Origin of the sequence: Cryobacterium algoritolerans, assembly GCF_004402785.1 — a bacterium.
Classification (GTDB): Bacteria; Actinomycetota; Actinomycetes; order Actinomycetales; family Microbacteriaceae; genus Cryobacterium; species Cryobacterium algoritolerans.
In genome coordinates, this window is sequence record NZ_SOFP01000023.1 from 60,515 (window position 1) to 72,911 (window position 12,397).

9 protein-coding genes, 1 tRNA gene and 3 pseudogenes are annotated in these 12,397 nt (G+C 63.1%); 3 read left to right on the top strand and 10 right to left on the bottom strand.

The window, feature by feature from the left end; all coding sequences use genetic code 11:
* Positions 1 to 267: 267 nt before the first annotated feature.
* Positions 268 to 462: pseudogene (locus E3O19_RS04990) on the top strand (helix-turn-helix domain-containing protein); the annotation flags it as partial.
* Between the two features lie 341 nt (positions 463 to 803).
* On the opposite strand, the gene E3O19_RS04995 reads toward E3O19_RS04990, so the two are convergent.
* The 3 genes from E3O19_RS04995 to E3O19_RS05005 form a co-directional block, all read right to left on the bottom strand.
* Positions 804 to 1,226 carry a hypothetical protein gene (locus E3O19_RS04995; RefSeq protein ID WP_134565782.1) on the bottom strand — a complete coding sequence of 141 codons (423 nt, stop codon included), beginning with the start codon at positions 1,224 to 1,226 and terminating at the stop codon, positions 804 to 806.
* A 432-nt stretch (positions 1,227 to 1,658) separates the two neighbouring features.
* Positions 1,659 to 2,093: an ArsR/SmtB family transcription factor gene (locus E3O19_RS05000; protein WP_241981198.1), complete on the bottom strand. Its 435-nt coding sequence runs from the start codon at positions 2,091 to 2,093 to the stop codon at positions 1,659 to 1,661.
* Positions 2,094 to 2,156: 63 nt separating this feature from the next.
* Positions 2,157 to 2,615, bottom strand: a complete 459-nt coding sequence (locus E3O19_RS05005; protein ID WP_166804459.1) for a hypothetical protein — start codon at positions 2,613 to 2,615, stop codon at positions 2,157 to 2,159.
* 26 nt (positions 2,616 to 2,641) lie between these two features.
* Between E3O19_RS05005 and ctaD the strand changes: the two genes are divergently transcribed.
* Together ctaD and E3O19_RS05015 are read left to right on the top strand one after the other, a co-directional pair.
* Entirely contained in the window at positions 2,642 to 4,282 is a 1,641-nt protein-coding gene (gene ctaD, locus E3O19_RS05010; protein ID WP_420898583.1) for an aa3-type cytochrome oxidase subunit I, read from the top strand.
* 45 nt (positions 4,283 to 4,327) lie between these two features.
* Positions 4,328 to 5,883 (top strand): annotated as a pseudogene (locus E3O19_RS05015) (IS1182 family transposase).
* 382 nt (positions 5,884 to 6,265) lie between these two features.
* On the opposite strand, the gene E3O19_RS05020 reads toward E3O19_RS05015, so the two are convergent.
* The 7 genes and pseudogenes from E3O19_RS05020 to E3O19_RS05060 all read right to left on the bottom strand — a co-directional run bounded on the left by E3O19_RS05020 (position 6,266) and on the right by E3O19_RS05060 (position 12,379).
* On the bottom strand, positions 6,266 to 7,000 hold the full coding sequence (locus E3O19_RS05020) for a trimeric intracellular cation channel family protein (RefSeq protein ID WP_241981199.1): 735 nt from the start codon (positions 6,998 to 7,000) through the stop codon (positions 6,266 to 6,268).
* 124 nt (positions 7,001 to 7,124) lie between these two features.
* Positions 7,125 to 7,900 (bottom strand): annotated as a pseudogene (locus E3O19_RS18550) (transposase); the annotation flags it as partial.
* Positions 7,901 to 7,970: 70 nt separating this feature from the next.
* Positions 7,971 to 8,564: an ArsR family transcriptional regulator gene (locus E3O19_RS05040; RefSeq protein ID WP_134565792.1), complete on the bottom strand. Its 594-nt coding sequence runs from the start codon at positions 8,562 to 8,564 to the stop codon at positions 7,971 to 7,973.
* 169 nt (positions 8,565 to 8,733) lie between these two features.
* A tRNA-Thr gene (locus E3O19_RS05045) sits at positions 8,734 to 8,809 on the bottom strand.
* A 52-nt stretch (positions 8,810 to 8,861) separates the two neighbouring features.
* Entirely contained in the window at positions 8,862 to 9,500 is a 639-nt protein-coding gene (locus E3O19_RS05050) for a TetR/AcrR family transcriptional regulator (protein WP_134565794.1), read from the bottom strand.
* Between the two features lie 71 nt (positions 9,501 to 9,571).
* Positions 9,572 to 11,122 carry an alpha/beta hydrolase gene (locus tag E3O19_RS05055; protein ID WP_338145071.1) on the bottom strand — a complete coding sequence of 517 codons (1,551 nt, stop codon included), beginning with the start codon at positions 11,120 to 11,122 and terminating at the stop codon, positions 9,572 to 9,574.
* 33 nt (positions 11,123 to 11,155) lie between these two features.
* Entirely contained in the window at positions 11,156 to 12,379 is a 1,224-nt protein-coding gene (locus tag E3O19_RS05060; RefSeq protein ID WP_134565796.1) for a DNA polymerase III subunit delta', read from the bottom strand.
* Positions 12,380 to 12,397 lie beyond the last annotated feature (18 nt).

A 12,397-nucleotide genomic window follows, 5' to 3' on the forward strand; every position in this document is an offset into this window, starting at 1 on the left:
ATGTGTCTTTCTGTGAGTTCTCTGATCGGTTCTCACTGAGGCATCGCACGATGGTTTCCTACGTTGTTAATCCAACGCCCCAAGACCGGGAACTACACTCCACGGGACGTGACCGAAAACATCTCACCGAGCACATGTCTCCGATACCCACGTTCATCATCCGCCGTTCCTGACCAGTCCCCTCGCTTACTCGCGTCCCCAAATATTGCATTCAGGGTTTGTTCAACGACATCGACCAATGGTCATCGATGGCCGTATGGTCACTGCATGCTGACCATGGCTTCGCGTCTCGACGTCGCCGATCCGACCCGTTCGAGGATCTTGCTCAGCCTGCTCGATCAGCCCGGTTATCTTGCCAAGCTTCCACGCGACCTGGAGCTCGCCCGTTCGAACGTGTCGAACCACTTGAGTTGTCGGCGCGGCTGCGGCGTTGTTGCTGCTGTTCCCGAGGCCCGATCGACCGCGATATCAGCCTTGCTATCCGTCGGCGTTAACAGATAATGCTGGCTATGCTCGGTCCACCAAGCTGGTTTCCATGCCTGAGTCCACCCAGCCGCATACCCCGTCGGGGCACCGATAGGTCCATCTCCGCAAACCCCGTCCCGTTTCGGGCGCGTAAGCCCCGAGCCCGATCCTGTTGCCACAGTCCGGGCAAATTCGAACAATCATCGATCGTATCCATTTCGACGGGACGTTATCGCGGCGGCAACTCGGGGCTGGATTTAGCCGTAACTGTCGCCGGACCCTGTGATTATCTCGAAGTACTCAACATCGCTTGTGGAAGGACCGGCCAGACGATACCTCTAAGCGTAGAGGGTGTGACGTCCAATGTCCGGGTAGCCAATCCGGCCGGTGTACTCCGTCACTTCGCCGACGAGGTAGTTGTCGGCGGTGGGTGAGAGCAGGATTGCCTCTGCCGGGACCTGAGTGCTTTGGGCGATTTTGAATCGTCGGTAGATTTTATGTCCACCCAGCCACGCGAGGTCATCGTGGGCGAGGGACGATCGAGACTTGTGGCCCACAAGGATGATGTACGTGGCGAGGAGATTGTCGTCCTGGGCACGATCGATCATTCGGTCGATGAGTTCTTTGGTTTTCTGCGCCGGGGTGAGGTCGGGGTGCCCGATCATCGGTTGTTCCTGTCGGGGCGTCGGTGCTGTGATCTTGCCGTGTTTTTGGGCGTGTGCGACACCGATGTCGTGAGGTGTGATGCGTGTGGTGATCATTGTGGGTGCCTATCTGCCTGCGGAACCGGGGGTGCGGCCACATCGCTGGGGGCTGTGAAGAGGAGCGGGACGGGGGTGTTCGGTGATGACCATGGTGCCCAAGTGGCCATGGAATTCGACAACGTCACCGGTTCGGAAGTTGTCAGGACAGGGCGCGAGACGACGAGGTCGTTCGGAATCAGACTGGTCTGGGCGATGGGCATCCACCGGTAGACCCTTTTGCCGCGGATCAACGTGCAGTCCACGGCCGGCGCGGTGCCGACGAGGATGCTGTAGGAGTTGTGGAGGTCGTGCTCTTTGACATGGGCGATCATATTGTCGAGGAGTTTCTCTAAGTGCACCATCGTTCTCCCTCTATCCGACGTTGTGAACGAATCTGTCCGGCACGCACGATTGCCTGGGGCAACCCGGTTCTCGCCCCGGGGGCGACCATCACGGTCGCGCCCCATCAAGTTGGGGAGCAGGAACTGGAGATTCCAGATCGCTCAAGTTCATCGTCGACTCCAACTGCTGCTGAGTCGTCTCGAGTATCTCCATCAGGAGTACCCGGGACACTGTCAGAAGGTCGGCGACCTGGGGGTATGCGAGTCGGTAGAACACTTGGCTTCCGCGGCGTTCGGCCACGACAAGGTGGTGTCGTCGCAACACAGAAAGATGCTGTGAGATGTGGGACGCTTCCAGGCCCGTGTCTGTCATCAGGTCGCCCACGGATACGTCCGGGGAACGGGACAGTACTTCTAATACGCGCACCCGCACCGGATGAGCGACGCCCTTGAAGAGGTTTGCCTTGATTTCATAGAGGGGGCGGTGCGCATTCGAGAACGGATCCATATCTTTATGATCTCTTGACTTGCTCAATTCATCCATTCGCTTTGATTCGATACGTGTTGGGGCGCCTTGCCGAGTGGCTGTCTCGGAGAAAATTTTTAACTATCCAGCGAGATGAGTCGCGATCGGGATGAACCAAATCACCGTACCGATCACTACCGTCGCGGCGCCGATCAACACTCCGGTGATGGCTCTGCCCCGGTGGATGCAAAGCAGATCCGACCTGGATGCACTTCTCGCTGCGCGGATCGTGCGCTGCGCCTCGTCAATGACCGCCAAGATGCCAATATCCGCCGCGGGGAAGAGCCCTCCGTTGGCATTGGCCACGATGAGCGTGGCCTCCCGCACAGTCATTGGGGCGGCGCGATGGGCGTTCAGGTTCCGGAAAATCTGTTGGTTGGTGGAGCCGGGCTGTTCTTGGCTCATTGAAACCTTAATCCACGAATACATAAATTCATCATATCGTGAAGTCACGCGTATGCTGTGGGAAAGCTTACAAATCGCCCAGAAAGTAGACATCAGTGACGACGATTCTTGATAGTCGAGAAGCGACCACTTCACAGGCCGCCCCTTCCAACCGTGGGAATGTGCTGGTGGCCCTCGTCACCACCACGGACCACAAGGTCATCGGGTACATGTACCTGGTCACCTCTTTCCTGTACTTCTGCCTCGGTGGGGTCATGGCCCTGATCATTCGAGCGCAGCTTTTCGAACCCGGCCTGCAGATTGTGCAGACCAAGGAGCAGTACAACCAGCTCTTCACCATGCACGGCACGATCATGCTGTTGATGTTTGCGACTCCGCTGTTTTTCGGATTCGCCAACGCCCTTATCCCGTTGCAAATCGGCGCTCCCGATGTCGCGTTCCCCCGGCTGAACGCCTTCACGTACTGGCTCTATAGCTTCGGCAGCCTGATCGCGGTCGCCGGTTTCCTCACCCCGCAGGGCGCGGCGTCCTTTGGCTGGTTCGCCTACCAGCCCCTAGCCAGCACGACCTACTCGCCGGGTGTTGGTGGGAATCTGTGGATGATGGGACTGGCCTTGTCCGGCTTCGGCACCATTCTCGGTGCCGTGAACTTCATCACCACGATCATCACTATGCGTGCACCGGGCATGACTATGTTCCGGATGCCGATCTTCACTTGGAACTCGCTGGTCACCTCGATCATGATCCTGATGGCCTTTCCCGTGCTAGCTGCCGCACTGCTCGGTGCTGCCGCGGACCGCATTTTCGGTGCTCACATCTATGACCCGTCCAATGGTGGCCCCATCCTGTGGCAGCACCTGTTCTGGTTCTTCGGGCATCCTGAGGTGTACATCATTGCGCTGCCGTTTTTCGGGATCGCTTCTGAGGTGTTCCCCGCCTTTAGCCGCAAGCCGATCTTCGGTTACAAGACGCTGATTTACGCGACCATCTCCATCGGCGCCCTGTCAATAAGCGTGTGGGCACACCACATGTACGTCACCGGCTCCGTGCTCCTGCCGTTCTTCTCCCTCATGACGATGCTCATCGCGGTGCCGACCGGGGTGAAGTTCTTCAACTGGATCGGAACGATGTGGCGTGGTTCGATCACATTCGAAACCCCCATGCTCTGGTCCCTGGGCTTTCTTGTCACATTCCTCTTCGGCGGCTTGACCGGGATCATCATCGCCTCACCGCCGCTGGACTTCCACGTCTCCGATACCTACTTCATCGTGGCGCACTTCCACTACACCGTATTCGGCACCGTCGTCTTCGCCATGTTCAGCGGCTTCTACTTCTGGTGGCCCAAGTGGACCGGCAAGATGCTCAACGAGCGCCTCGGCAAGGTGCACTTCTGGATCCTCTTCATCGGTTTCCACACCACCTTCCTGATCCAACACTGGCTCGGCGTTGTCGGCATGCCTCGCCGGTACGCGTCATACTCACCTGAAGACGGCTTCACCTGGATGAACCAGCTCTCGACCGTTGGGTCGGTCATTCTCGCGATCTCGATGGTCCCGTTCTTCCTCAACGTGTACATCACCGCGCGCAAGGCCCCCAAGGTCACCGTCGATGACCCGTGGGGGTACGGTTCATCCCTGGAATGGGCAACGTCCTGTCCCCCACCGCGACACAACTTCAACTCGATCCCCCGGATCCGTTCCGAGCGCCCAGCCTTCGACCTGAACCACCGTGAGGTCGGCATCACATCCGAGAGGGACGAACCTGCCGCTCCTAGGACGCCGCTGATTAGTCTGGGCGATTAAGGCGCGCCTTCAGCTGGCGTCGGGCGGATGGTTAAGACTTGACTCATGCAGGGTCGTGATGATGGTCAACATCAGCTTTTGGATGTCGAGTCGATGGCGGGGCATATGCTCCCGGCGGGTTCGGTGTTCAAATTCCTCGCCGATCATCGGCATGAGTTGTTCCCCAATGACGCGTTTGCGGACTTGTACCCGTCGGGTCGGGGACGCCCGTCCACTCCCGCGGATGTGATCGCGTCAGTGATGGTGTTGCAGACGTTGCATAGCCTCTCGGATCGGGAAACAGCCGAGGCAGTCACGTTCGACTTCCGGTGGAAAGCGGCGTGCGGGTTCGCGTTGACGGAGGCGTCATTTCATCCGACGGTCCTGACGTACTGGCGTCGCCGCCTGGCTGCCAGCACCCGCCCGCACCGTATTTTTGAGGCGGTGACCGAGGTCATCGAGCAGTCCGGGGCGTTATCGGGCCGGAAGCGACGCACGTTGGACTCCACCATTTTGGAGGACGCTGTCGCGCGTCAGGACACCGTCACGCAACTCATCGCGCAGATCCGCCGGGTGGGGCTGGAGATCCCGGGCGCGAACGTGCTCGTCGCTGCTTTGACCGGTCATGACTATGCGAAACCAGGGAAACCAGATATCGCCTGGGATGACCGGGCCGCCCGCGACGACCTCGTCTCCACACTGGTCACCGATGCCCTGTCCTTACTGGCCAGTATTGATACGACGGTCCTGACCGAACCGCAGCAGGAAGCCCTCGCATTGCTCGCGTTGGTCGCCGGGCAGGATGTTGAGCTGGCGGATGGCTCTGGCGAAACGGAGCGGCGGTGGAAAATTGCGCGGCGGGCGCCCCGGACCGGGTCATTTCCACGGTTGATCTTGACGCCCGACACGCGCACAAGAGCCGGCAGAAGAAGGTCGACGGGTTCAAAAGCCACATCATCATCGAACCGGACACGGGCCTGGTCACCGCAGCGGTACTCACGAAAGCGGTCGGTTCGGCCAACAGTGACGCGGCCCGCGGGATGGAACTAGTCACCAAAGACACCAGCATCGGCACCCAGAACGTCGATGTTCTCGGTGATTCGGCTTATGGCAGTGGCGAGCTCCTCGCCGCGATCACCGCCGCCGGTCACACCCCAATTATCAAGCCGCCGCCGCTGGGACGGGCGATTCCCGGCGGCTTCACCGTGGATGACTTCACCATCGACGAGACCACGAACACGGTCACCTGCCCAGCAGGCCAGACCGGCCCGATCAGCGCTGCGGGAGGGGCAAGTTTTGGTAGTTCCTGCGCCACCTGCCCCCTCATGAAGCAGTGCACGAGGGCAACCAGCGGCAAGAAGATACTGCTCCGCGAGCATGACGCCATCCGCCGGGAGCACCGGGTCCGGGCTCAGGATCCGCTCTTCCAAGCCGATTATCGACAACACCGGCCGATGGTTGAACGTTCCATCGCCTGGATGACACGCAAGTCCCGCCGCGTCCCTTACCGGGGCGTCGTGAAGAACAACGCGTGGTGCGTGAATCGGGCGGCTGGCATCAACCTGAAACGCCTCTTGAACCTTGGTCTCACCCGTCAGAACGGGACCTGGGCCATGGGATAACACCCCGGAAGACGACCACCCTGCGGCCGTGGGCCGCAGGCAGCCGTCAGACGCTGCAGGCGCCCGCCACGACGATTCACACCACCGAAACCGAGAACTGGGAGGCGACACCATGAAATACAAAAGTCAAAAATCGCTCACACGACTCGCCGGGCGCCCTTTGGGCACAATTTACGTTGGGGTCGACCGTGCCACCCCCGCTGAGTGGTGGCGTTCGTCGAACACCAAACGAACATCGATCGCCGCTCGCTCCAGCCGTAGGGCCTGATCGACATCGACCCACGCATGTTCCCGCTGTATCGCAGGTGAAGGGCAGGTGAAGCGCGGGTGACGCGCTTACGACGGCCGTTCGGCGGGGTGTGGCTAGAGGTCCGGGGTGTGGCTAGAGGTCCTTCTTACTGCCCTGGGCGCGTCCGGTCCTGCGTGCTTGGGCGCGTCTGGCCTGCCAAATCTGCGGATTTAGCCAAAGGATCGGCCGCGGAATCCGCCGGGCATCGCTCAGCGGCAATACCCAGCCGTACCGTCGGGCGAGCAGGGACAGCGCTGCCGCGCTCAAGATCGCCACTGCCGTGCCCACTGCGACCAAACCGAGCTTGCTGAACACAACCATTTCCGTGCTCGCGAGTACGGCGCTCGTGGCATAGAGCGTGTTCCCGCCGAAGATCGTTGGCACCTTGAGCAGCATGATGTCGCGCACCATGCCCCCGCCCACAGCCGTGATGATGCCCAGCATGATCGCCGGCATCCAGCCGAGACCCCCGTCCAGAGCTTTTTGAGCTCCTACCGCCGACCAACAGCCCACCGCCAGAACGTCCACGAGCAGCAGGGCCCGGCGGGACCATCGGCCATTGAAAGCTACGAAGAACGCGATAACACCGCCGATCACCGCAAACAAAAGATAGGTCGGATCGATCAGAGCGAGAGGAGTCCCTTGCTGCAATAGAGTGTCGCGAATCATCCCACCGCCAAGGCCAGACATCACAGCGAGCACCACGAATCCGACGATGTCAAGACGGGCAGTACGGGCGGCAACCCCACCCAAAATTGCGTTACCAAGCACTCCAGCCAAATCAACGAATGGGATGACCTCGCTCAACGCTGCAGTTTCAATTGTCACTGTCCCCATTGTTGTCTACATTGGGCATCGCCGCCTGACAGGGCAGGTCGAGGACGGTGGTAGCGCCGGCGTTCACGTCCCGCTGAGTGGAGTTTCTCGACACGGTGCAGGTCAGTGTTTCTGGTTATGCAGCAGTGAGCTCGGGAACGGTAATCACCCCCGTGAGCGCGCTGGCGTCGTCGTTGTTGAGGGCGTCGTTGAGGGTGCCCAGTTGGCGCATAGGGCCCTCGGAGAGGTTGCGGCGGGTCGATGCCTCCCACTCGTCGTGTTGCTCGACGAGGACGGCGCCGGCGAGACGGAGCAGGGCCGCGGGGTTGGGGAACACGCCCACGACGTGGGTTCGACGCTTGATTTCCTTATTTACTCTTCGATGGAGTTCGTGGACCAGATCTGGCGCCAGTGTTTGGGTGGGGACATCTGAACGCGAGCAGGTCTTCGCGGGCGTCTCGGAGCATTTGGGCGACTTTGGGGTGGGAGCGTTCGAGCATGCGGGTGACTTCATCGAACTGGGCTTGGACGTGCTTCGCGTCCGGTTGGGCGAAGATGGTGCGGAGCACGCAGGCGAGCATTTCCTGACTCGCGCGCGGCACGATGGAGAGCACGTTACGCATCTGGTGCACCCGGCAGCGCTGCCAGCTCGCGCCGTGGAACACGGTGCCGAGCGGCAACACCGATCGCGACGACCATGGCCTGGGAGATGACGCGGTGGTTCACGCGGGCTTTGCAGTATGTGGCATCGAGGAACACATACGGGTAGCCGGTCTCGCCGAAGTCCCGGTCGCGGAACGCGGCCACTTCCCCCTCCAGATCCGCGCAAATCCGTGACACTTCCGACTTCGAGATGCCAGTATCGGCGCCGAGGGCCTTGACTTGGATCTCGACTTTCCGGGTCGAGACACCGCGACACGGGTGAGGCGACCCTGCTGGATGAGCTGGTCGATCTGAGCGCGCCCTTGTTCCCAACGGTTGATCACGAGCGCGTCTCCGGGAGATCGACGTGCACGAGCGGGCGCTCGGTGAGCGTGCTGAGGAACGGATCAGTCGAGGCGGCCTCCCAGTCAGCTGCGCTCACGATGCGTGGATTGACTTTGCGGCGGAGGGGCATGCCTGCGGCGCGAACAGCGTCGTTGACCTCATCCCGGGGCAGGTTGCCCACGATGAGCAGGTGGATGTCGCCGGGTGCGTCGCCGGTCTCCCTCTGCCTGCGAGCGGCCCAGGACCCGCAGATGTAGGCGTCGTCGATTCCATCGATTCCGGCCAAGTGCTGGGGGATGACGACGGAGGGGCCGTAGGTGAGAGTGAGCAACTCGGCCAACGGGCGGAACGCGGGCGTATCGCTGCGAGCTTGCACCTCGACGGCCTGGCCCCGTTTCTCGCTGCTCGCGAGGCCCATCTCCACGATGCGGGTCACTTCACGGTGCGCACTGGCATAGGGCGCATTCGCCGCCCGAGCCAGCTCGGAGATCGTGAACGACTCGCCGGGGTTCAGGTGCAGCCGGGCCAGGATCTCACCCTGTGCGTTCGAGCGAAAGAGCGCCGCGAGGGCCGGCGCTTGCCTCTTCACATACGCAATCAGACTATCGCGTATGTGAATAGGCAAGGGGTCGAATGTTACTCATGACAAGCTCGGGATCGTGATTCTCCAGCCTACGGCGTTGCGTGCACGGGCTGGGGAAACGACCGAATCTACAATCTTGCCCGGCTCAGAAACAGGCTTGGACCGGGCATTTATCTGGAGCCGCCTATCAGAATCGAACTGATGACCTTCTCATTACGAGTGAGACGCTCTACCGACTGAGCTAAGGCGGCGTGACGCACGATTCCTCCCTCACGGAAGGGCACGGTGGCACAGCAATAAAGCCTAGCTGGTCCGAAGGGTCATCTCGTACAGTTCCGCGAATGACTCGGTGACCTGGTCGGCCAGGGGCCGGGCAGCGTCGCCCTCGGCCCAGCACCGCCACGCGTGGCGCACGGCCGCGACGGCCACGAGCGTGAACAGCAGGGCGCGCTGGTGCAGCCGCACCGGGTCGGCGGCGAGGTCGGGCCGGTCGGCGGCAAACCGCTCAGTGATGATCTCCTGCAGCCGGGCCTCGAAGTTGCGCAGGGTCGCCATCCGCAGGCCGAAAAGGTAGGGGTTTTCCTTCATCACGGTGCGGCGCAACTGGTGGATCTCCCGGTCGCCCTCGGTGTTCTTCAGACTCGAAGAGAGCAGTTCGGCCAGCTGGGCGAGGATGTCCCCTGACGGTCCGCCGTGCACGAACGCGTCGATATCGTCTTCGGAGGCCAGGTCCAGTTCGTCGCCGACCATGGCGGCATCCTTGGAGGAGAAGTAGTTGAAGAACGTGCGCGGGGACACGTCGGCGGCCCGGCTGATGTCCTCCACGGTCACCTTGTCGATTCCGCGCTCGCAGGAGAGGATGAGCACCGCTCGCTGGATGGCCCGCCTGGTGGCCAACCGCTTACGCTCGCGCAGGCCCGGCCCTTCGTATTCTGCCAACATCCTCCAATTCTTACACAGTGCGCAATTCTGCACCCCGGAGTCCGCGGATGGGCGATTCTCCTGCCCGGAGGTCAGCACCGAGGGTCGGCCGCAGGCACGGTGCCCCTCAGCAGGTAGCCGTCCACCGCGTCGTTGACGCAGGCGTTGGACTTGTTGTAGGCGGTGTGGCCCTCGCCCGTGTACGTGACGAGGTGGCCGCTGTCGAGCTGGCTGGCCAGGTTCTTCGCCCACACGTAGGGAGTGGCCGGGTCGTTAGTCGTGCCGACGACGAGGATCGGTGCGGCACCCTTGGCGTGGATCTTCGCTCGCTGACCGGTGAACTTGTGCGGCCAGTTGGCGCAGCCGATGTCCCCGAACGCCATGTACTTGCCGATGACGGGCGCGGCGGCTTCGATCTGGGCCGCCTGGGCGCGCATCGCGGCGGGGTCGTCGTTGTAGCTGTAGTCGACACAGTTGATGGCCATGAAGGCCTCGGTGGAGTTGTCACGGTAGCTGCCGTCCTTGCCCCGGCCGTTGTAGCCGTCCGCGAATTGGAAGGCCGCGGCGGCGTCGCCGCGCAGCACGGTCGTGAACATCTCGCTCAGGTTGGGCCACGCCTCGGCCTGGTAGAGCGGGTAGATGATCGCGGTGAGCAACGTGTTGGCGCCGAGTTTTCTGCCGTCGGCGGCCGTGATCGGGCTCGCGTCCACCGAGGCGAGCAGCGCTCCAATGGTGGACATGGCGTCGTCGACGGTGCCGCTGAACGGGCACTTCGCACCATCGAGGCAGCCGGCGAGGTAGGCGCGCAACGCATTCTCGAAGCCCGTCGCCTGCACCCGGGTCACGTCGGCGTTGCTGGTGGACGGGTCGAGCGCGCCATCGAGGGCGAGCCGGCCGACCTTGCCGGGGTAGAGGTCGGCATAGCTGGCGCCGAGGAAGGTGCCGTAGGAGTAGCCCAGGTAGTTGAGCTTCTTGTCGCCGAGGGCGGCGCGCAACAGGTCGAGGTCGCGGGCGGCGCTCACGGTGTCGACGTGCCCGAGGAGCGCCCCGGTGTTCTTCTCGCAGGCTGCGCCGAAGTCGGCGGAGGCGGTCTCCAGCTCCCGGATCCAGGCATCCGTTCCCCGCGGCGCCGTGGTCAGACCGTAGAGGTACTCGTCCATCTGGGCGGGCTGGTAGCACTTCACCGCCGAGGACCGGCCGACCCCGCGCGGGTCGAAGCCCACAATGTCGAACCCTGCCTGCAGCTTCGCATCCGTGGCATAGTCGAGCGAATCCTTCACGAAGTCATAGCCGGAACCGCCGGGGCCGCCGGGATTGACCAGCAGCGAACCGACCCGGCTGCCGGAGGCAGGGTGACGCACCAGGGCGAGGTCAACGGTGCCCGCGGCCGGCTCAGTCCAGTCCAGGGGCGCAGACGCAGTGGTGCACTGCAGCCCGGAGCCGCAGTCCTTCCACTTGAGCACCTGGCTGTAGAACGGTTTCAGGCCTGCGCTGACCTTCTCCGTGGTCGGCGACGACGTCGACCGGGCCTGCTGCGGAAGGAACAACGGCACGCAGGCGCTGAGCCCCATCGCGAGTGCGAGCGCGGACGCAATGGTCGCCACCAGCACTGGGAGGGTGCGCGTGCGGGTTCGTCTGGTCAACGGGTTCCTCTTCCTTGAAGGGTGCTGCACCGGCTAGGTGCGGCGGATCGCCGACACCAGCATCGCCTCGAGGGCAAGGGCCGGCGCCACGTTCGATTCGATTCTCTGCCGGGCCAGGGCGATCGCATCCAGGGTGGCGAGCGTGGCGGTCGGCTGGCAGGTCTCGCCGGCGCCTCGCACCTCGGTGAGTAGCTCGCGGTTGATCACGCTCTGCTCGCGCCCCAACTGCACCATGATCACGTCACGGTAGAGCGAGGTGAGGTCGACCAGGATGCGGTCGATGCCGTCGCGGAGGCTCCGGGTGGCCCGCCGTTTCTGGTCGTCTTCGAGGGCCTTGATCTGGCCGCGCAACCCCGGCGGCACCGACTGGCCCGGCTCCACTCCGAGAGAGCGCAGCACGCCCTCCCGTTCGACGGTGTCCCGCTCCACGGTGATGGCCTTCGCGTCGTCGCCGGCGATGGCGAGCAGACGGGCCGCCGCATTGACCGCGGCGGACACCCCGCGGATGCCGAGGGCCGCCCGCAGGGTCTCCTCACGCCTGGCCCGCGCCTCGGGGTTGGTGGCCAGGCGGCGAGCCATGCCGATGTGGCTCTGCGCCTCCCTGGCCGCCCGTTCGGCGGTGGCCTCGTCGACACCGTCGCGGCTCATCAGCAGCGCGGCGACGTCGTCGACGCTGGGCACGCGCAGGCGCACCGAGCGCACCCGGGATCGGATGGTGGGCAGCAGGTCGGCTTCGCTCGGGGCGCAGAGGATCCAGACGGTGCGCTCGGGCGGCTCTTCGAGGGCCTTGAGCAGCACGTTCGACGTGCGTTCGACCATCCGGTCGGCGTCTTCGACGACGATCACCCGGTAGCGGCCCACCGACGGCGAGTACTGGGAACGCTGCACGGCCTCTTTCACCGACTCCATCTTGATGATGACGCCCTCAGTCGACAGCACGATCAGGTCGGGGTGGGTGCGCGCGTCGACCAGGCGGCGGGCACTCCCGTCGCCCTCCGGCGTGCCGGGACTGAGCAGGGCCGTGGCGAAGGCGAAGGCGAGGTTGGACCTGCCCGACCCGGGCGGACCGGTGATCAGCCAGGAGTGCGTCATCGAGGACCCCGCTGACCCGGCATTCGGTGTCCCGGAAGCCGGTGTCCCGGAATCCGCCGACGTGGAATCCGGTGTCCCGGCCGTTTTCATGCTCGGCCGTGCGGCCGCCGCCCGGAAGATGGCGATCGCGTCTGCCTGACCGGTCAGGTCATCCCACACGTTCATCGGACCAGAGTACCTTTC

What these genes read in the sequence shown, in the direction of transcription:
- E3O19_RS04995 (WP_134565782.1), bottom strand. Translation starts at nt 1,226, where the DNA reads ATGATCACCACACGCATCACACCTCACGACATCGGTGTCGCACACGCC.
- E3O19_RS05000 (WP_241981198.1), bottom strand. Translation starts at nt 2,093, where the DNA reads ATGGATGAATTGAGCAAGTCAAGAGATCATAAAGATATGGATCCGTTC.
- E3O19_RS05050 (WP_134565794.1), bottom strand. Translation starts at nt 9,500, where the DNA reads ATGTTGGCAGAATACGAAGGGCCGGGCCTGCGCGAGCGTAAGCGGTTG.
- E3O19_RS05060 (WP_134565796.1), bottom strand. Translation starts at nt 12,379, where the DNA reads ATGAACGTGTGGGATGACCTGACCGGTCAGGCAGACGCGATCGCCATC.